The organism is Neobacillus drentensis (assembly GCF_036966985.1).
In the GTDB taxonomy this organism is placed as follows: domain Bacteria; phylum Bacillota; class Bacilli; order Bacillales; family Cytobacillaceae; genus Neobacillus; species Neobacillus drentensis_E.
The window spans coordinates 20,697-39,547 of sequence record NZ_JBALSN010000253.1 but is presented as its reverse complement, the minus strand read 5'-3'; the positions used below and the strand labels follow the sequence as shown (position 1 = coordinate 39,547).

Genomic DNA, 18,851 nt, shown 5'->3' with positions numbered 1-18,851 from the left:
TTAATACTTGGACCGCTGTTTCCTTGATATGCCCATGGTACGACAACTGCCATGGCTACCTCAGGATCATTTGCTGGTGCAAAGCTGACGAGACTGAGGTTCATTACTTCTGTGCCACGCTTTGATTTATCAGATCCATCATAAAACGCCTGTGCTGTTCCTGTTTTTCCTGCAGGGGAATAATCTGCACTCTTAAAGTAACTTACTGCAGTACCGTCACCCACCTGCATAACCATTCGAAAACCTTCTTGAACCCGCTTAATCCATGATTCCTTCATATCTAATCGGTTTAATACTTTCGGTTGGATTTCCTCGACAATCGGGCCTAACTCATTATTTTCCATTACTGGCTCGCGAATTTCCTTCACTAGATGAGGCTGGATACGATTCCCGCCATTTGCTATCGTGGAGACATACTGCGCGAGTTGGATTGGTGTATACGTATCATACTGGCCAATCGATAGGAAAAGGAGTAAACCAGGAGTTCTTTCAGGACCTGGAAAGCCGCTCATCTCATTAGGCAGGTCAATCCCTGTACGAGTTCCTAAACCAAACTGACTAAATGACTGCCGCATCGTATCAAAGGCTGAATAATCGAGTGGTAATGGTTGATTTGGTCGATACTGTCCACCCGCCATCGCAATGACAGTTTTCCACATATATACGTTGGAAGAAACTTGTAGTGCCCTTAAATCATTGATCCGGCCAAATGTTCTCCATGATGACATTACAGGTGAACTTGCAATTCTTAAAGGCTCGTCTAGTTGTGTAGAACCTGGTTGAATGGCTCCTGTTTTATAACCAGTTAAAATCGTGGCACCTTTGACTGCTGACCCAACGTTATAAGAAGTTGTAATATTTCCTCCAGCAAAGTCATTCATGACTGTTTTGCCTTTTTTATCTTTACTAATTTGTTTTCCAGCCAGTGATAAGACTTCACCAGTATGAGGATCCATCAAAACAACAAAAGCGCGGTCGAGAAGGGCGGTATTTGGTTTTTGCTTTGCACTCCACATTTCTTCTTCGATGATATTTTCTACCTTCTTCTGAAGATCCATATCAATCGTTAAAACAAGATCTTTACCTCTTTTGCCTTCTGAAACTACTTCTGTTGAAAGGATTTTTCCCGTCTTATCTGTTACATTTTTCACTTTTGCCTTTTGACCATGCAGGACATCTTCGTATTTTAATTCTAGATAACTTTTTCCGACTCGGTCATTACGGCTATAGTCACGGGCCATATACTTTTCTAATTGCTCTTTAGGAATCCCTGCTTCGGAGGTAGTAACATCTCCTAATATTGATTTTAATGTCTTACCAAAAACATACTTTCGTGTCCAATCCGTTGTTGTATCAACACCAGGTAAGTTTTCTAAGTTTTCACTGACAATCGCAAATTCTTCAGGCGTAACATCTTTGTTTTTAACAATTTGTGGTGTTAAGGCATAACCACTATTAAAGACTCTATAAATGGCAAGAGTTTCGAGTTCTTCACCTTTGATACTTTTCACTTCATCATCAGTGATTCGATCGATCTGAAGTTTATAAATTTGCTTATCGTCTAACTTTTCTTGTTTATAGAGTGCCCATTCTTTTTCAGTAATTTTTGCTTTTGCTTCTTCGGGATGTTTTAAAATCCAATAATCCTTTCTATCCCGAATAGGAACTTTTTTTGCATCTTCAGTTTTGTCAATGATTTTTGCCAATTTCGCTGCACTTTCCAACATTTCCTCTTGGGTTGTTTGTTGATATTTCGTGTAAGTAATTGCGTTCAATGGCGTATTATCAACAATAATTTTCCCATTACGGTCAAACATTTTCCCTCTTGGGACAGGGTTATTTACTGTAACATCTTCTGTCCGCTCAATTTCACGTTTAAAATCATCACCAAAAACGATTTGTAATTCCCCAAGTCTAAGAATGAGGACAGAAAATAGCATGAATACCACAAAGAATAACATGTTTAAACGAAATGGGACATGTTCCTTCTTTTTTTTCTTTTTATTATTCAAGGGATAAAAACACTTCCTTCTTCACGGCTTAAGCTTAACTTTCTCTATTTTATAGGATATGTCTGCTTTTTTCTATGAAAAACCCTTACCAATTTCTAAGGTAAAATTCCAAAGAAAAAAAAGGCGCTGAGTAATTAATTTACTCAACGCATTCTGGGACTGGTATGTGTACTCTCTTAAGGAAAAAATAGATGCATGTATGCCCAGCACCTAAAATGAGAAGGAGAACGGGAATACTGTTTTCAGCTTTAAACCAAGTGATAGCTGCTAAAAAAGATAATATAGATACAATCCTGCCGAGATTCAAGTATATTTCTCGAACCACAATATATTCAATCCTCATTTCTGCAGCCTTCCAGCCGGTTCCAATAACATCGTATGTAGTTGACATATACGGGACGAGTAAAAGCGGATAAGCGATCGCAATCATCCCGCCATAGATTAACAATTTGACAAAATTAACGTCCCAAACAATTATCAGAACAGCTGCATATAAAATAATCCCACCAATTAGTATCGCTTTTTTTCGATTTTTTTGTTTTATTAATCGTGAAGCAAAATAATACGCTACAAATGATACTCCTGAATTAAGGAGACCAAATGTACCTAGAGACAATTCACTTCCTGTCGAGAGGTAAACAAAAACAGAGATAACAAATGCAAAGGTACCTTCCCTCAAGCCCTGAAAGAAGTTAGCATTTGTAATTAAACGCCAATTTTCATTTTGTTTTCTTTCATTTAGAATTTGCATGAAGCAATAGCTGCCTGATGATGGGCGTGGTTTCAAAGAAAAACTCATAAAAACCGCGAGAGCGAATAATGCGAGTGAGAGCCCAAAAACAATCGTGTAACCAGTATACTTTTCAAATCTTGTAATGATGATACCTGCTGCGATGGGACCAATCATCCCCCCTGCAGATGATAATATTCCTAAAAAGCCATTAAAAAAATCCCTCGTATCTGGTTCGGTAATTTCAAATGTTAACACATTGTAGGCTAACCAATAAAAACCATACCCTACTCCTAAAAAACTTCCTAAGAGAAGTAAATACGTTGAAGCATTTGTGCCAAATACTAAAACCATTACATAAAATAAAGCTAAAAAAATGACACCAATTCTGAGCACAATCACCCTGTCGATTTTTTTTGCCCATCGCCCCGCTAAGATAAATGTAAGCAATTGTAGAATCACTATCGATAGGTTATAGAAGGCGATATCTGAGTATTTTCCTGTCTGTTTCCAAAGATAAATATTTACAAAGGTGTTAGACAAAGCAATGCTTAATGAGTATAGCCCTCCGATAATCAGCAATAGTGATAAATCTTTTGTAAGTTTAACATCACCCAGAATCTTAAATTTTTTTGCCATCAAAAACTCCCCTTTATCTTATGGGTAGTCTTTAACAAGGTAGTTTTTCTTATTCACAAAAAAAAGACAACCCAAGGGCTGCCTTTTATCATTATCATTTATTTTGCTTGGCTGTAGCGATTTGACACTTCTTCCCAATTTACTACATTCCAGAAAGCGGAAATATAGTCAGGGCGCTTGTTTTGATAGTTTAAGTAGTAAGCATGCTCCCAAACATCGAGACCAAGAATTGGCGTTTTGCCTTCCATTAGTGGAGAATCTTGGTTTGGTGTACTAGAAACTTCTAACTCACCATTGTTTACAGATAACCATGCCCAGCCAGATCCGAAACGAGTAGTTGCTGCTTTAGCAAACTCTTCTTTAAAGCTTTCGAAGCTGCCAAATTTGCTGCTGATTGCGTCAGCTAATTCACCTGTTGGTGCACCGCCGCCATTTGGTGAAAGGATTTGCCAGAATAAAGAATGGTTAGCGTGACCGCCGCCATTGTTACGAACTGCCGTACGAGCAGCCTCTGGAACCGCATCCAAATTAGCAATAACTTCTTCAACTGATTTAGAAAGTAATTCTTCATTTCCAGCTAAAGCGTTATTTAAATTTGTTACATATGTGTTGTGGTGTCTTGTGTGGTGAATATTCATAGTTTCTTTGTCGATATGTGGTTCAAGTGCGTTTTCTGCATAAGGTAATTGTGGTAATTCAAATGCGATTTTAATTCCTCCTATGTATAAAAGATTTTATTGGCTTTAGAATTTCGAATATTTCTAAAGCTTTCCTCCTTAAGATACCAAAGTTGGTTATTTGTATCAAATAAAATGCTTAGGTACTTAACATAGTTACCATTCCCATTATATAGGATATTATTCATAAATATAGTATTGAGCCATCCATTCGTAATTTTTCGAAAAATTGTCACCTTTTCCTAAAGGGCAATCTGTCAACGATTTTTGTCATATCCGACTTTTGTCACTTCTAAATATTGTAATACCCGTATTGACACCTAATAAATTATTTATTTAAATCAAAGGGAAGTGGTACCTAAGGAGTGATTTACTATGCAATTAAACCGTTCTTCTATATATAATTTATTAGCTGCTTTTTTTCAAAAAAAAGAACCCATTCAAAAAATAAAAGCTGGTTCATTTCTTTTTCAAGAAAAGGATGCTGCCCAGTATGTTTACTTATTACTTAAAGGGAGTATTTCACTTGGAAGAGTTCATTTACGCGGCAAGGATTTTATCTTAAAAATCTTAAACGATCAAGAATTAATTGTTGAATACCAACTTTTTAGAGACAATCCTCATTATCAATTTTATGCAAAAACGTTGATTGATTGTGAAATGATTCTAATAAAAAAAGAGCAATTTGAAGATTTCATTTTGACTGACCCTGAGGCAATGAATGCTCTGGTTACATGGTTAAGTACAGGTTATTTAAAGGCACAAATGAAATGTCAGGATCTTATTATGAATGGAAAAAAAGGCGGTTTATATTCCATCCTCATCCGTCTATGCAATTCATATGGAATAAAAACAGAAGATGGTATTCTAATTGACCTTCCGTTAACACATCAGGAACTGGCTAACTTAACATTCGGAACACGTGAGGTTATTCAACGGGCCTTAAAAGACCTCCGAGAAAAGAATATTATCTCCTATGATAATCAGAAGTTTACGATAAAAAAACTGAACTATTTAAAAGAAGAAGTCGACTGCCAAAACTGCTCCTTTGAAATTTGTGGATTGAATTAATTGAAAAAAAGCCACCTAGGTGGCTTTTTTCTGTTAAAGTACGACGATGAAAAAGAAGATGACCATGATGATTTGAATAATAGTTTTTGTGACAACACTACTTATGAATCCAATCACTGACCCAAATCCAACTTTTAGGCTTTCCATGAAACTTCTTTTGTTAAAGATTAGTTCCGCAGCAATAGCCCCGATAAATGGGCCGATGAGAATTCCTAAAAAAGGAATAACAAAAGGCCCCACTAAAATACCAATCGTACTCCCCCAGACACCCGCCTTGGACCCGCCATATTTTTTTATTCCAATCATATTAGCAATGTAGTCAGCAATAAAAAGAAGGACGATAAACAAACCTTGTATCAACCAAAAATACCATCGAAAGGGTTCAAAATTAAAAAAGACTCCATATAATAAAAACCCAGCTAATAAAAACAATACACTTGGAATAATCGGATAAATCAAACCAACAAATGCGACAATAAATAATACGATGACGATGCTCCAATAAATCATTTCCATTCTACTCATCCCTTATAACTTATTGTTATTATTAAATGTACACATTTCTTCATACGATTAAACTTATGTTTGGTTTCAAATAATAAATAGACGGTGTCATTCTTGTATAAACCCTTTACTAAAGATACAATAGATGCTGAAGCATTTATTGTATTTGTGTAGAGGTGGTCATTATGAATATTTTTAAACAACTTTATAAAAGTATCTATTCTCCAAAGGATATTGCCTTGTTTCGGTTTCAAGGAATCGGAAAGACAATCTTATATGTCTTTTTCTTAACCTTCATTTCGATTCTCCCGTCCGTTATTTACTTAAGCACAGCTCTTACCTCCGGACTGGAAAGTGCAGAGACAATTATCAATGATAAATTACCTGACTTTTCTATTAAAGACGGACATTTAACGGCGGATACCAAAGTTCCAATTACCATTAATAAGGATGACTTTACAATCCTTCTCGACCCAACAGGTGCTATTACTGACGAAGATGTCGAGGATGAAGGCAATGCTTTTGCATTATTAGAGGATCAATTTGTATTTGCAGCAGGGGGCAGAGTTGAAACATACCCCTATTCGATGCTAGAAGGATTAGCCATCACAAAAAGTGACTTTGTCGATTTTATTAACGGAATTGGCGGTATGAAATGGATCATAATCCCTGTAGGAGCATTATTTATTTACTTATTTGCAAGTGCTGGCAGTTTTATTGAAGTCACAGTATTGGCTTTGATTGGATTATTACTTAAAAATCTTATTGGAAGAAACTTAAATTACCGGCAATTATGGAGAATGGCCGCATACAGCGAAACATTGCCTACCCTATTTTTCACTATTATGGCTGCCATTAAAACAACGGTACCTAGCAGCTTTATGATTAATTGGTTTGTCGTAATCGTCGTATTATCTTTAGCGATAAAGGAAATACCGAAACCCAAAAAAGTAAACTAAACAGCGCCCATTGCGGGCGCTTTTTTTATATACTCGTTCTTTTTATTATTGGACAAGCATACCTATGTACAAACTCTCATTTTTGGAGGCTTGTCCGATGAAAAAATTATTTGGTTTCTTATTAGCCGTTTTAATTATATATGTCATATATATTGACTTAACTGTTGGTACTCTCCCAAGTTCGCTAACACAGCAGGTCGATGCTAAAATCGAAGTACCAAAACAACAACAGAAATCTGACCTGCCTTCTTTTGAAGCAAAGGTGGAACCTGGAGAAACCGTGATATCAATTGTAGAACATCAACTAGATAATCCCCTTCCTGTCTCGATTACTGACTTGATTCAAGACTTTCGAAAACTAAACCCTGGGGAAACACCAGAAAAAATTCAAATTGGGTCTACATATCATTTTCCTGATTACTCAAAATAAAGAGGATAATGCTTATTCTTGTCAAAAATAGTGAAAGGCTGATAAAATAAAAGGCGGATTGTTTATATATACCTTATTCGAATCCCATTTTGAAGGAGCGAATTACACGTGAGTGAAATAATACATCGCACAAAGACCCGGCCAATTAAAGTAGGTAACTTAACGATTGGCGGGAGTAACGAATTATTTATTCAAAGTATGACCACAACAAAAACACATGATGTGGAAGCAACTGTTGCTGAAATAAAACGTCTTGAGGAAGCAGGCTGTCAGATTGTTCGGGTGGCTTGTCCCGATGAACGTGCCGCAAATGCTATTCCTGAAATAAAGAAAAGAATCAACATTCCACTTGTTGTCGATATCCATTTTGATTATAAATTGGCTCTTAAAGCCATCGAAGGCGGAGCAGATAAAATTAGAATTAATCCAGGAAATATCGGAAAACGTGAAAAGGTCGAAGCTGTCGTTAAAGCTGCTAAAGAACGTGGTATTCCGATTCGAATTGGCGTTAATGCAGGTTCGCTTGAGAAGAGAATTTTAGAAAAATATGGTTATCCAACAGCTGATGGCATGGTTGAGAGTGCTCTTCACCATATTAAAATACTTGAGGATTTGGATTTTCATGACATTATTGTCTCTATGAAGGCCTCTGATGTTAATCTAGCGATTGAAGCCTATGAGAAAGCATCTATGGCATTTGATTATCCTCTCCATCTTGGGATTACGGAATCAGGTACTCTTTTTGCTGGAAGCATAAAAAGTGCCGCTGGTTTAGGGACTATTTTACACAAAGGAATCGGGAATACTCTACGCGTTTCCCTAAGCGCTGACCCTGTTCAAGAAGTAAAGGTAGCGAGAGAGCTATTAAAGGTTTTCGGCCTATCATCAAATGCTGCCACATTGATCTCATGCCCGACTTGTGGTCGGATTGAAATTGATTTAATCAGTATTGCGAATGAGGTAGAAGAATATATTGAAAAAATTAAAGCACCGATTAAAGTAGCGGTTTTAGGCTGTGCTGTTAACGGTCCTGGAGAGGCTCGTGAAGCTGATATTGGGATCGCAGGTGCTCGTGGTGAAGGGTTATTATTCCGGAAGGGCGAGATTGTCCGAAAGGTTCCTGAAGCGCAATTAGTTGAGGAATTGAAAAAGGAAATCGACCAAATTGCTGAGGAGTACTTTCAGAAAAAGGCAGAAGAAGAAAAGATCATTCAATAACATCAAGAAACCCGGTGTAATCACCGGGTTTCTTTTTGCTCCTATGCAGGTTTACGTTAAAAGAACGGAAGAATAAAGATACCGATTACAATCGAAATTGCACCGATACCAATTGCCCAAGCACCTAAACCATTGGCTCCTCTTCTTCTGGCAACGAAGCCTAACACAATCCCTGCAGCACCAAAAAGTATTGGCATAACAAATAGTGATAAAATCGAAAGCACTAACGCAAGTGTCCCAACACCTGTACCACCAGCAGCTTTTTCCGTTCCCCCTTCGGTTTCCCTTCTGCGAATAAGAGGAACAGGTGCAGCAATCTCAGCAGCTGTCTCTTCCCTATATTCAGAAGAGCGTATCGGAACCGAAGCACCAATCCGTGGTGTAGACTCTTCTTTTTTCAAAGTGTAGTGAGCCTTAATGGGTTCAGTAAATTCTGATGCGGTTTCCTCCCTAAATGATGTAGGAGAATTGGGTATATCTTGACCAATAGTCGAGCTTTGAAGAGCCTCTTGCACTTTCGTGTCTCTTTCGTCTGCCATCCTAATCCCTCACTTTCAGTAATAGGAGCATTAATTATTGTTTGCTTCAGAATGTATTTTAGTATGTCAATGTTTGCCTAAAATAGTTTTTTATTTCTATTTTCAAAAAATTAATTGTAAATAGTTACTTTATTGAACCCAATACTTTGGTAAAATATAAAGAGATACGGAAAAGAAATAAGAAAGTGAGTCTACACATGAAAAAAAGATTTGGCATTGATATCGATGGAACTGTAACTTGTCCAAAATCATCGATCCTACCTTTTATTAATAAAGAATTTGGCCTGAACATATCCTATGAGGACGTTACCCAATATGAATATACTCCCTACGTAAATGTCTCTGAAAAGGTTTTTGCTGAATGGTTCACAGAAAACGAACCGACTATCTATGCCAACTCCCCTCTTGCAAATGGAGCAGAACATGTCCTTAAAAAATGGGAAAATGAGCATGAATTGTTTTTTATCAGTGCTCGTAGTTCTCATTTACTTGATATTACAATTAAATGGTTTATTGATAATGGTCTAACCTTTGATCACATCGAATTAATCGGTTCACACGACAAAGTCGCATCCGTTAAAAAACACAGTTTGGATATCTTTTTTGAGGATAAGCATGATAATGCGGTAATGATACATGAAGAGTGCCAGATCCCAGTCATTTTATTTGATACACCATATAATCAAGACCCGATTCCAAATGGGGTAATCCGTGTTAATAACTGGAGTGAAGCTAAGAGGTGGGTAGAATATTGGATGAAGGAAAGCCGCCCATTGGTACAAACGTTCTAACAACTACCTATAAAAAACAGCTTGTGCATCCACAAGCTGTTTTTTAATGGCATTCAGGACAAAGACCGTAAATCTCGAATTTATGACCAGAAATATCGTATCCTTTTAAATTTTCACTTAAATCTTTCATCGGACAGGTATCAATTTCTTTTGTTTTTCCACAAGTCAAACAGATGAAATGATGATGATGGTGTTGTCTTGAGCACGAAAAACGGAAATGCTTTTCCCCTGATAATTCAGTCATCTCTAGAATTCCCATATTAACAAATAAAGAGAGATTTCGATAAATCGTATCAAAACTCAGACCAGGGTAATCATCTTTGAGGTGATCCAAAACGTCTTTAGCCGTTAAATATTTATCACTATCTGCAAATAATTGCAGCATATCTTCTCTTTTGCCAGTTTGTTTAAATCCTTTTTCTTTTAAATATTGAATCGCTTCATTAACGTTCACCAGGCTGCCCTCCCTTATGGATTAAGAATTTTTTATATAAGATGGAGATAATTAGGATCAGAACGGCAATCATCACAATTGTTCCACCGGGAGCCAAATCTAAGTAGTAAGCTGTAAACAAGCCACCAAGAACTGAAACTTCCCCAAATAAAACAGATAAGAAGATAGTTTGCTTAAATCCTCTGGCTATCCGAATACTGGCAGCAACAGGTAATGTCATTAGTGATGACACCAATAAAATCCCAACAATTCTCATCGATGCAGCGATCACCAAAGCTACCATGACAATAAATATGAAGTGAATACTTTTCGCTGCAATGCCGGAGGCTTTGGCATGTTCCTCATCAAAAGATAGTAAAAATAGTTCTTTATATAATAAAATAATTACCAAAATCACTAAAATTCCAATAATAAACACGACCCATAAATCTGTTCTGCTAACAGCGGAGACACTGCCGAACAAATAACTGAACAAGTCTGTATTAAAGCCATTGGCGAGTGAAATAAAAATGACGCTTAAGCCAATCCCACTTGAAAGGATAATCGGAATCGCAAGTTCTTGGTAGTGCTTATAGACACTTCTAAGTTTCTCGATGAATAGTGATCCTCCAACCGAAAAAACCATTCCTATATATAGTGGATTCAAACCTGCCATCATGGCCACATTTCTTTCTAGAAGCAAACTCGCTGCTATTCCAGCTAATGTCACATGGCTTAGAGCATCTGCTATTAATGATAATCTCCTGACAACAACAAACACTCCTAATAACGGGGCAATAATGCCGATTATCATCCCAGTTAAAAAGGCATTTTGTAAAAATTCGTAATGGAAAATTCCTTGAATCATCTTATAACGCCTCCGTGCTCGTGATGATGGTCAAGCAGGTGAACATCGTGCCCATAGGCTTTTGACATATCATCCGCTCGGAGTTGTTCAAATTCCTTTGTTTCTCCATGAAAATGCAAATGTTTGTTTAAGCAGGCAACATGTGAAACTTTATCGGAGATCGTCCCAATATCATGTGTAACCAATAAAAGCGTAATTTCACGACTTTTATTCAATTCACCAAGCATTTGATAAAAATTACTTACATTCTCGGCATCTACACCAACAGTTGGTTCATCCAGAATAAGGAGACTCGGTTCACTAACTAGGGCACGGGCAATAAAAACTCTTTGTTGTTGACCTCCAGAGAGTTCGCCAATATTTCTATTACTGAACTTTGTCATTCCAACTGCATCCAGGGCTTCATGAACTTTTTGAGCATGTTCCTTTTTAAAAAATTTAAACATTCCAAGCTTTTTCGTCAAACCACTTTCGACCACTTCAGATACAGTTGCCGGAAAACCAGTGTTGAAGGAATTAGCTTTTTGAGAAACATAGCCAATTTTATGCCAATCCTTAAATTTATTTATTTCCTGACCAAATAAATGGATTTCTCCTTTTTGCGGCTTTAGTAAACCTAAGATCAACTTCAACAGTGTTGATTTCCCAGAACCATTAGGTCCGACAATCGCCAAAAAAGAACCATGAGGAATAGTAATATTGATATCCTCTAGTACCGCATCTTTTTCATAACGATAAAAAAGTTTTTTTATTTCAATTATTGATTGCATAATCTGCACATCACCTTTTAATTATAAGAATCATTCCGATTTACCTCAAGTAGTATACAATAGGTCAGATGGATTGTAAAGCAACTACACTGTATTAGACAATTGTTTCAGAAAATCTGTAATCACACTCCGGGAACTCCAACATACATTAAGGTGAGGAGTGGTGAATGTGACAATTTTTCAGAGCATCATTAATCATAAAATCAATACGATAACCGCGGAAGAGCTGCTAAAATACGCAGAACAGTTTAATATCTCAGTGACTAGGCAGCAAGCAGGGAAAATTGCGGAATACTTAAGAGGGAAAAATGTTAATATTTTTGATGATTCACAACGGGCTCAATTAGTAAAAGAAATTGCCAAAACTGCGGGTCCAACAACCGCACGAGAAGTAAATAAATTATTTACGCAACTGACCAAAAAGTAAAAAGCTGTGAATTCTCACAGCTTTTTTCCTTATGACTCCATGATTAAATCCAGCAGGTTCTCATTGAACTTTTGCTCACGAAGCATATTGATCTCAAACTTATAGGGAGCTTTTTTATTATTCTTATCTTCACCTACAAATGGAGTTTCTAAAATCTTAGGAACATCTGTAAGTTGTGGATGGTGGACGATATAATTAAGTGCCTTGAAGCCGATATGGCCAAAACCGATATTTTCATGTCTGTCCTTTCTCATCCCGACTGCATTTTTACTATCATTAATATGCAAGACCTTTAATTTGTCCAACCCTATGATTTTGTCAAATTCATTTAATACACCATCGAAATCCTCGACAATATTATAACCCGCATCGTGGGTATGACAGGTATCAAAGCAAACGGATAGCTTATCACTATAGTTGACACCGTCCATAATCATGGCTATTTCCTCGAACGATTTACCGCATTCAGAACCCTTTCCTGCCATAGTTTCCAAAGCAATTTGTACTTGCTCTTTCCCAGTTAGAACTTCGTTTAAACCTTCGATAATTTTTTTAATGCCCGCTTCTGTTCCAGCACTAACATGTGCTCCTGGATGGAGGACTATTTGCTTTGCTCCGATTGCCTCGGTTCGTTCGATTTCTGATCGAAGAAACCTAACACCTAGTTCAAATGTATCCGGATTTGTTGTATTTCCGATATTGATGATATATGGAGCATGGACAATAATTTCAGAAATACCGTTCTGCTCCATATGTCGGCGACCAGCTTCAATATTAAGGTCTTCTATTTTTTTTCTTCTTGTATTTTGCGGTGCTCCCGTATATACCATAAACGTGTTTGCACCATAGGAAACTGCTTCTTCACTTGCTGCAAGAAGCATGCCTTTTCCACTCATTGATACATGTGATCCTAATTTCAGCATGCCTTTTCTCTCCCTGCTTCCTTTATTTTTTTCTTTGTTCGATTCTTCGTTCCCGTTTTTTTATTTTATCCATTTCCCACTGCATTTTCTTTTTATACCCAGGCTTAACTTTAGTTGGTTTTTTTACCATTGTTTTGGCCTTTTGGTCTGCCTTATCCTCTTGTCTTACACGGGTCTTCCGCTTATTTCTCTCATCAATTTTCACAAGTTCGTTATTTTTAAGATCGACGTAATTAAATTGAATCCCCATTTTTTCTAGTCGATTTAACGCATCCTCATCAGATGCTTCATAGATTGTCAGTGCAATTCCAGAATATCCTGCACGTGCAGTTCGACCGACGCGATGGATATAAAAATCTAGGTCTGTAGGAAGTTCATAGTTGATGATATGGCTGATCCCTTCAATATCAATTCCCCGTGAAGCAAGGTCCGTGGCCACTATATATTGGTACTCTAAATCCTGAATTTGCTTCATCATTTGTTTTCGTTCACGCGGGTTTAAATCACCATGAACTCGGCCAACTTTTAACCCTTTTTCATTTAAAAAGTAAGCCACCTCTTCAGCCATTTTTTTGGTATTCGTAAACACGATCGCTAAATAGGGATTGTATGCAACAAGTGCATCATGAACCAGCTGCTTCTTACTCCGATGTCTTGACGGCAGGAGGTAGTGTTCTAAATTTTCTGCTGACCTTCTTTTTGGTTCAATTTGAATTGTCTTTGGATTTTCCATATACTTTTTAAGGAAAGGTTTTAATTTTTCAGGGATGGTTGCTGAGAAAACAAGCATTTGCAGATTTTCTGGCATTTTTCCAGCTACTCTGTCCAAATCCTCAATAAATCCCATGTCTAACATCATATCTGCCTCATCGACGACCAGTATTTCCGCAGTATGAACAAATAACGCTTTATCACTCATCAGGTCCTTGATTCTTCCTGGAGTCCCTACAACAATATGTGGTTGGACTTTTAATTTTTCAATCGTCCGCTGCTTGTCCGTTCCCCCAATGTAGCATCTAGTCATTATCGCTTGCTCTGGGTTGCAGTGTTCCGTTAATTTTAGAATTTGATGGTAAATTTGAGAGGCTAATTCTCTAGTAGGTGCTGTAATGACAGCCTGTACTTCCGAACGTTTCGGGTCAATTTTTTCGAGAATAGGAAGAACAAAGGCGAGGGTTTTCCCCGTCCCTGTTTGGGATTGGCCAATTGCACTTTCTCCTTTTAAAACAACTGGTATCATACGTTCTTGAATTTCAGTCGGTTCGCTAAAACCGAATCCTTTAATAGCTTCTATAATAAATGGTTGAAACGTAAAACGAGCAAAACGGTTTTCTTTCATATTTTTTCTCCTTATATTAAAACTTTGAATTAGTTTTTCTTATTCAGCATGATTAACACTTTTTATTCCATCATGCAATTATAGTCAATATTCCTTAAAAACTCCAGTTTCTTTCGTTTTAATATCATTTTCTACCTTCTGCCAACTTTTAAACAACTAATTTTAGTCTTTGTCCTGTGTATAATACCTAAACCAATTTAGGATAAATGCATAATTTAAAGCATGAGGCAATTTGAAAGGAGGCTAAAGATATGCAACCAAGATCTAGAATGCCTATGCAAGGGGGAATGGGACCTGGGCCATTTGGGCGGAATAATCAGATGATGAATCCCAGAATTAACCCTTTTGGCAACAGGAACCCAATGATGGGCCCTTCATCCAACCCATTTGGAGGAGGATATAACCCGATGATGGGGCAAATGATGGGTAGAACTAATCAGATGAATACAGGGGGCGGAGGAATCCTTTCGAAATTATTCGGAAGAGGTAACCAAGCAGGCGGCTTTATGGGGATGCAATCAGCAGGTAGAGCAGCATCCGGAGGTGGAGGTCTGCTCCAGACGTTAAGTAACCCTGGCGGACTAACAAGCATGTTAAATAATACCCAACAGGTACTAAAAACAGCCCAGCAAATCGGTCCAATGGTCCAACAATATGGACCGATGATAAAAAATATACCCGCCATGTGGAAGATTTATAAAGGTTTTAAAAATGCCACAAAAAACACGGATACGGCCTCAGAGGAAAATAGCCAAAAAGCCGAAACAGCCTCAGTTGAATCATCTTCTCATGAAATATCTGAAAATAAAAGTACTAAAAAGAAAGTCCAACGCAAGAACAATCAACAGCCAGTTTCTTCACAAAAAACTTCTCGCCAAAAGGGATCCTCTATTCCTAAAATGTATATCTAAATGAAGAATGCTGGCGACAGCATTCTTTTTTCCTATAAATGTTAAGGAAAAATGTATCTTTGTATTATATCTATTAGTTTTATATAATAAATAAATAAAACTATGAATCAATGTCTTTTTTAGGGGGACTTTAAGATGCAAATCATCAAAATTTCACCACGAGGCTATTGCTACGGTGTTGTTGATGCAATGGTTATTGCTCGAAATGCGGCTTTAGATAAAACATTACCTCGCCCTATCTACATATTAGGGATGATCGTTCATAATAAACATGTTACAGATGCGTTCGAGGAAGAAGGGATTATTACCCTAGATGGGAAAAATCGCAAGGATATTCTCGATAAAGTAGATACAGGAACTGTTATATTTACTGCCCATGGAATATCTCCAGAAGTAAGAGAGTTAGCCAAAAAGAAAGGTCTAGTAACTATCGACGCTACTTGTCCTGATGTGACTAGAACCCATGATCTAATTGAAGAAAAAACACAACAAGGATATCAAGTGATTTATATAGGAAAAAAAGGCCATCCAGAGCCTGAGGGAGCAGTTGGTGTCGCACCTGAAATGGTACACTTGGTAGAAACTCCAAAAGATGTAGAGGCATTAACAATTGACAGTGACAAATTGCTGGTCACTAATCAAACAACGATGAGTCAATGGGATGTATCCGAAACGATGAAAAAAGTTCAGGAAAAATATCCACATGTTAAAGTCTATAATGAAATTTGCCATGCAACACAAATTCGCCAAGAAGCAGTTGCCGAACAAGCAACGGAAGCGGATGTAACCATTGTTGTCGGTGATCCAAAAAGTAATAATTCTAATCGACTCGCACAAGTTTCAGAGGAAATTGCTGGGACAAAAGCATATCGTATTGCTGATATTACCGAGTTAGAAATTGATTGGATTAAAGATGCAAAAAACGTTGCAGTCACATCTGGCGCTTCCACCCCAACACCAATAACCAAAGAAGTTATTACGTTTCTCGAGCAATTTGATCCAAATAATGAAGCTACATGGGATCGAAGTAAAAAGGTTCAGTTAAGCAGAATTCTGCCGAAAGTAAAAAAATAGTCTAATAAAATAAACGAAAAGAACCGTGCCTCTATGACCGGTTCTTTTCATATTATAAAAATTGGAATGGATCGGTATTTTCTTCCGATGGAAATATCTCTATAGCAAACCCGGAATCCTGGCACATTTTTTGTAGGATTGCTGATAATCCTTTTTTCATTACTTTTTCAACATTATGACCTGGATCAATCATATTCAAGCCTTGCATCATTGCATCATGTGCGGTGTGATAATAAATATCCCCCGTAACATATACATCTGCCCCTTGATATTTGGCATTCATGAAGTATTTATTACCATCGCCGCCTAACACAGCCACCTTTTTAACTTTTGCAGACAAATCGCCAACCACTCGGACATGGGAAACATCTAATGTCTTCTTCACTTTTTCCGCAAATTCTTCTAATGTCATTTCTGGAACTTTACCGATACGGCCTAGACCGAGCACTTCTCCTTTGTTTTCAAGTGGATAGACATCATAGGCCACTTCTTCATATGGATGAGCCTTGATCATTGCCGTGATTGTCTTTTTGAGAATGGATTCTGGGACAACCGTCTCAAGCCTCACTTCCTCCACTTCTTCTAATCGGCCTGCTTCACCAACAAATGGATTAGTATTTTCTCCTGGTAAGAATCGACCTGTGCCACTGCCTGAAAATGAACAATGACTGTAGTTCCCAATAAATCCTGCACCTGCATTTCCAAGGACCCTTCTGATTTCCTCAGCATGGCTGACTGGAACAAAAACAACTAATTTCTTTAGTATAGTTTCAAATGTAGGTACTAGAACCTCTGTATTTTCCAGTTCTAGCGCTTCTGCAAGAAGGTCATTTACTCCCCCCGTTGCTACGTCGAGATTCGTATGCGCTGCGTAAACAGCAATATCGTGTTTCAATAATTTTTCAATGATTTTCCCCTGAACGGAATCCGTTAACAAATTCTTAAGGGGGCGATAAATAATCGGATGATGAGCGATAATGAGTTGGACGTTTTTTTCAATTGCCTCATCGATTACATTTTCAAGAACATCGAGTGCAATCATGATTCGCTCAACTTTTTTATTTAAACGACCGATTTGTAATCCTATCTTATCTCCCTCCATCGCCAAACCTTTGGGGGAGAACTGTTCAAACAATTGAATGACTTCGTGTCCATTAGGGATTTTCATTGGTTAATGCCTCCTTTACAAGCTTAATTTTGCCGATGATTTCTTGTTTTTTTTCTAATGTTTCAGGTGATTGAGCAGCATTTTCAAGAGCCTCATATATACGTTCCCAGTTTTTCAATTCTGCTGTCCATTTCTTCCTAAAAGTCTCATCCTGTTTTTGAACAAGGAATGGCCCTACTAACAATCCTAGATCTTGATTTTTATTATACGGCTTATTCGGGTCGCCCTTTTCTCCGATTAAAATTTCGTATATTTTCCCATCTTCTTCGATTATTTCTTCGGCAATTAGTTCCCAATTATTATCAATAAACCATTTCCTAATCGAAATCGCACTAATATTCGGTTGTAACACGAGGCGCTTGACTGACGATAACTTACTTCGACCATTTTCTAAAATACTTGCAATTAAAGCTCCGCCCATTCCAGCGATAGTAATACAATCGACTTCTCCATCTTCTATAACCTCTAGACCATCACCCATCCGCACCGAAATGATATTAGTCAATCCTTCTGCTAACACATTTCTTTCAGCTAATTGAAATGGACCTACTGCAACTTCACCTGCTATTCCAAATGATAACCTTTTGTTTTTTGCTAGGAAACAAGGTAAATATGCATGATCTGAGCCAATATCTGCAACTCTAGCCCCACTTGGAACGTATTTAGCAACCGATGCCAGCCTAGCCGACAATTTATCTGTATTCAATCATACCACCACTTTTTTATGTAATTATTATAGTATAAAAAAAGTCCTTCACAGATGCAAAGGACCCTTTTTACTTATTTAATTGTTGCTAACCAATCTGCCATTGCAGCTGCTTGTTCTTCTTTAACAAGTCCTGCTGGCATGCCTGTACCCTTACCTTTTGTTACAAAGGTCATTATTTCTTCTTTAGAATACTTGCTGCCTACACCTTTAAGTGATGGTCCTACAACCCCTTGATACTGATCGCCATGACACCCAATACAAGATTGCTTGTAAATGTCTTCTGGCTTTGATGCGGCAACCTCAGTTTTCTCAGTGCCTTCTCCTTTATCCTTCGCAATTTCTTTACTATCACCAAGGCCTTTGAAAGACAAAATGAGCATCAGCACAATTCCAAAAGCCATGATAAGAACGTAAGGAATAACCGGATTTCGCTTCATGATATTACCTCCCTTATGTACGAACGTCAGTAAATATGAAAATAGTCTACAAACAACTACTATTTTACTCGAAAAAGAACCGAAGGAAAAGCCCTAAACTTATTTTATCACTATAATCTTAATAAAAAAAAGAAAACAGGCTAAATTAGTGAAAATATCTAACTTAGCCTGTTCTTTATTTTTCGGTATTTTATTTTTTGGATGTGTTAAACCTGTCTGTTG

Annotated in this window: 21 protein-coding genes; 8 read left to right on the top strand and 13 right to left on the bottom strand. The window is 37.4% G+C overall.

What is annotated here, in order from left to right; all coding sequences use genetic code 11:
* From V7659_RS17120 to V7659_RS17110, 3 genes are all read right to left on the bottom strand, one after another.
* Positions 1 to 1,961 (bottom strand): peptidoglycan D,D-transpeptidase FtsI family protein (locus tag V7659_RS17120; RefSeq protein WP_335541015.1); only part of this gene is annotated, 1,961 nt, incomplete at its 3' end.
* 190 nt (positions 1,962 to 2,151) lie between these two features.
* Entirely contained in the window at positions 2,152 to 3,381 is a 1,230-nt protein-coding gene (locus V7659_RS17115; RefSeq protein WP_335541010.1) for an MFS transporter, read from the bottom strand.
* Between the two features lie 98 nt (positions 3,382 to 3,479).
* Positions 3,480 to 4,088 (bottom strand): superoxide dismutase, encoded by a 609-nt coding sequence (locus V7659_RS17110; protein ID WP_335541014.1) that lies wholly within the window; start codon positions 4,086 to 4,088, stop codon positions 3,480 to 3,482.
* 345 nt (positions 4,089 to 4,433) lie between these two features.
* Here V7659_RS17110 and V7659_RS17105 point away from each other — a divergent pair, with 345 nt between their 5' ends.
* The gene (locus V7659_RS17105; RefSeq protein WP_335541009.1) at positions 4,434 to 5,129 is read left to right on the top strand and encodes a Crp/Fnr family transcriptional regulator; all 696 of its coding nucleotides are present in this window, start codon (positions 4,434 to 4,436) and stop codon (positions 5,127 to 5,129) included.
* Positions 5,130 to 5,162: 33 nt separating this feature from the next.
* Here V7659_RS17105 and V7659_RS17100 read toward each other — a convergent pair whose 3' ends face one another.
* Positions 5,163 to 5,645, bottom strand: a complete 483-nt coding sequence (locus V7659_RS17100) for a DUF456 domain-containing protein (RefSeq protein WP_335541008.1) — start codon at positions 5,643 to 5,645, stop codon at positions 5,163 to 5,165.
* 173 nt (positions 5,646 to 5,818) lie between these two features.
* Between V7659_RS17100 and V7659_RS17095 the strand changes: the two genes are divergently transcribed.
* From V7659_RS17095 to ispG, 3 genes are all read left to right on the top strand, one after another.
* Positions 5,819 to 6,592 carry a DUF1189 domain-containing protein gene (locus V7659_RS17095; protein ID WP_335541007.1) on the top strand — a complete coding sequence of 258 codons (774 nt, stop codon included), beginning with the start codon at positions 5,819 to 5,821 and terminating at the stop codon, positions 6,590 to 6,592.
* Between the two features lie 97 nt (positions 6,593 to 6,689).
* Positions 6,690 to 7,022, top strand: coding sequence for a hypothetical protein (locus tag V7659_RS17090; protein ID WP_335541006.1), 333 nt, complete (start codon positions 6,690 to 6,692; stop codon positions 7,020 to 7,022).
* Between the two features lie 117 nt (positions 7,023 to 7,139).
* Positions 7,140 to 8,240 (top strand): flavodoxin-dependent (E)-4-hydroxy-3-methylbut-2-enyl-diphosphate synthase, encoded by a 1,101-nt coding sequence (gene ispG / locus V7659_RS17085; RefSeq protein WP_335541013.1) that lies wholly within the window; start codon positions 7,140 to 7,142, stop codon positions 8,238 to 8,240.
* A 56-nt stretch (positions 8,241 to 8,296) separates the two neighbouring features.
* Here ispG and V7659_RS17080 read toward each other — a convergent pair whose 3' ends face one another.
* Positions 8,297 to 8,779, bottom strand: a complete 483-nt coding sequence (locus V7659_RS17080; protein ID WP_335541005.1) for a DUF4190 domain-containing protein — start codon at positions 8,777 to 8,779, stop codon at positions 8,297 to 8,299.
* 197 nt (positions 8,780 to 8,976) lie between these two features.
* Here V7659_RS17080 and V7659_RS17075 point away from each other — a divergent pair, with 197 nt between their 5' ends.
* Positions 8,977 to 9,570 carry a 5' nucleotidase, NT5C type gene (locus V7659_RS17075; protein ID WP_335541004.1) on the top strand — a complete coding sequence of 198 codons (594 nt, stop codon included), beginning with the start codon at positions 8,977 to 8,979 and terminating at the stop codon, positions 9,568 to 9,570.
* A gap of 43 nt (positions 9,571 to 9,613) precedes the next feature.
* Here V7659_RS17075 and V7659_RS17070 read toward each other — a convergent pair whose 3' ends face one another.
* From V7659_RS17070 to V7659_RS17060, 3 genes are read right to left on the bottom strand one after another with little or no spacing between them, the layout of a single operon-like run.
* Positions 9,614 to 10,024, bottom strand: a complete 411-nt coding sequence (locus V7659_RS17070) for a Fur family transcriptional regulator (protein WP_335541003.1) — start codon at positions 10,022 to 10,024, stop codon at positions 9,614 to 9,616.
* Complete coding sequence (locus V7659_RS17065; protein WP_335541002.1) at positions 10,014 to 10,871, bottom strand: metal ABC transporter permease; 858 nt, start codon at positions 10,869 to 10,871, stop codon at positions 10,014 to 10,016. Before V7659_RS17065 ends, V7659_RS17070 begins: the two co-directional genes overlap by 11 nt.
* Positions 10,868 to 11,641, bottom strand: a complete 774-nt coding sequence (locus tag V7659_RS17060) for a metal ABC transporter ATP-binding protein (RefSeq protein ID WP_335541001.1) — start codon at positions 11,639 to 11,641, stop codon at positions 10,868 to 10,870. Before V7659_RS17060 ends, V7659_RS17065 begins: the two co-directional genes overlap by 4 nt.
* A gap of 169 nt (positions 11,642 to 11,810) precedes the next feature.
* Between V7659_RS17060 and V7659_RS17055 the strand changes: the two genes are divergently transcribed.
* On the top strand, positions 11,811 to 12,068 hold the full coding sequence (locus V7659_RS17055) for a DUF2624 domain-containing protein (protein WP_144547704.1): 258 nt from the start codon (positions 11,811 to 11,813) through the stop codon (positions 12,066 to 12,068).
* 29 nt (positions 12,069 to 12,097) lie between these two features.
* Here V7659_RS17055 and V7659_RS17050 read toward each other — a convergent pair whose 3' ends face one another.
* Together V7659_RS17050 and V7659_RS17045 are read right to left on the bottom strand one after the other, a co-directional pair.
* On the bottom strand, positions 12,098 to 12,991 hold the full coding sequence (locus V7659_RS17050; protein ID WP_283875142.1) for a deoxyribonuclease IV: 894 nt from the start codon (positions 12,989 to 12,991) through the stop codon (positions 12,098 to 12,100).
* 22 nt (positions 12,992 to 13,013) lie between these two features.
* Complete coding sequence (locus V7659_RS17045; RefSeq protein ID WP_335541000.1) at positions 13,014 to 14,330, bottom strand: DEAD/DEAH box helicase; 1,317 nt, start codon at positions 14,328 to 14,330, stop codon at positions 13,014 to 13,016.
* A gap of 251 nt (positions 14,331 to 14,581) precedes the next feature.
* Here V7659_RS17045 and vrrA point away from each other — a divergent pair, with 251 nt between their 5' ends.
* Both vrrA and V7659_RS17035 read left to right on the top strand, forming a co-directional pair.
* Positions 14,582 to 15,241, top strand: a complete 660-nt coding sequence (gene vrrA / locus V7659_RS17040) for a VrrA/YqfQ family protein (protein ID WP_335540999.1) — start codon at positions 14,582 to 14,584, stop codon at positions 15,239 to 15,241.
* Between the two features lie 135 nt (positions 15,242 to 15,376).
* Complete coding sequence (locus tag V7659_RS17035) at positions 15,377 to 16,315, top strand: 4-hydroxy-3-methylbut-2-enyl diphosphate reductase (protein ID WP_335540998.1); 939 nt, start codon at positions 15,377 to 15,379, stop codon at positions 16,313 to 16,315.
* A 52-nt stretch (positions 16,316 to 16,367) separates the two neighbouring features.
* Here V7659_RS17035 and V7659_RS17030 read toward each other — a convergent pair whose 3' ends face one another.
* From V7659_RS17030 to cccA, 3 genes are all read right to left on the bottom strand, one after another.
* Positions 16,368 to 17,483 (bottom strand): Nif3-like dinuclear metal center hexameric protein, encoded by a 1,116-nt coding sequence (locus V7659_RS17030; RefSeq protein WP_335540997.1) that lies wholly within the window; start codon positions 17,481 to 17,483, stop codon positions 16,368 to 16,370.
* Complete coding sequence (locus tag V7659_RS17025; protein ID WP_335540996.1) at positions 17,470 to 18,189, bottom strand: tRNA (adenine(22)-N(1))-methyltransferase; 720 nt, start codon at positions 18,187 to 18,189, stop codon at positions 17,470 to 17,472. The genes V7659_RS17030 and V7659_RS17025 overlap by 14 nt, the downstream gene beginning before the upstream one ends.
* Before the next feature lie 74 nt (positions 18,190 to 18,263).
* Complete coding sequence (cccA, locus tag V7659_RS17020) at positions 18,264 to 18,629, bottom strand: cytochrome c550 (protein ID WP_026563553.1); 366 nt, start codon at positions 18,627 to 18,629, stop codon at positions 18,264 to 18,266.
* Between the last annotated feature and the right edge of the window lie 222 nt (positions 18,630 to 18,851).

Coding starts and splice junctions, on each gene's coding strand:
- vrrA (WP_335540999.1), top strand. CDS start 14,582: ATGCAACCAAGATCTAGAATGCCTATGCAAGGGGGAATGGGACCTGGG.
- V7659_RS17060 (WP_335541001.1), bottom strand. CDS start 11,641: ATGCAATCAATAATTGAAATAAAAAAACTTTTTTATCGTTATGAAAAA.
- V7659_RS17095 (WP_335541007.1), top strand. CDS start 5,819: ATGAATATTTTTAAACAACTTTATAAAAGTATCTATTCTCCAAAGGAT.
- V7659_RS17100 (WP_335541008.1), bottom strand. CDS start 5,645: ATGGAAATGATTTATTGGAGCATCGTCATCGTATTATTTATTGTCGCA.
- cccA (WP_026563553.1), bottom strand. CDS start 18,629: ATGAAGCGAAATCCGGTTATTCCTTACGTTCTTATCATGGCTTTTGGA.
- V7659_RS17065 (WP_335541002.1), bottom strand. CDS start 10,871: ATGATTCAAGGAATTTTCCATTACGAATTTTTACAAAATGCCTTTTTA.
- V7659_RS17080 (WP_335541005.1), bottom strand. CDS start 8,779: ATGGCAGACGAAAGAGACACGAAAGTGCAAGAGGCTCTTCAAAGCTCG.
- V7659_RS17035 (WP_335540998.1), top strand. CDS start 15,377: ATGCAAATCATCAAAATTTCACCACGAGGCTATTGCTACGGTGTTGTT.
- V7659_RS17075 (WP_335541004.1), top strand. CDS start 8,977: ATGAAAAAAAGATTTGGCATTGATATCGATGGAACTGTAACTTGTCCA.
- V7659_RS17105 (WP_335541009.1), top strand. CDS start 4,434: ATGCAATTAAACCGTTCTTCTATATATAATTTATTAGCTGCTTTTTTT.
- V7659_RS17030 (WP_335540997.1), bottom strand. CDS start 17,483: ATGAAAATCCCTAATGGACACGAAGTCATTCAATTGTTTGAACAGTTC.
- V7659_RS17045 (WP_335541000.1), bottom strand. CDS start 14,330: ATGAAAGAAAACCGTTTTGCTCGTTTTACGTTTCAACCATTTATTATA.
- V7659_RS17050 (WP_283875142.1), bottom strand. CDS start 12,991: ATGCTGAAATTAGGATCACATGTATCAATGAGTGGAAAAGGCATGCTT.
- V7659_RS17115 (WP_335541010.1), bottom strand. CDS start 3,381: ATGGCAAAAAAATTTAAGATTCTGGGTGATGTTAAACTTACAAAAGAT.
- V7659_RS17090 (WP_335541006.1), top strand. CDS start 6,690: ATGAAAAAATTATTTGGTTTCTTATTAGCCGTTTTAATTATATATGTC.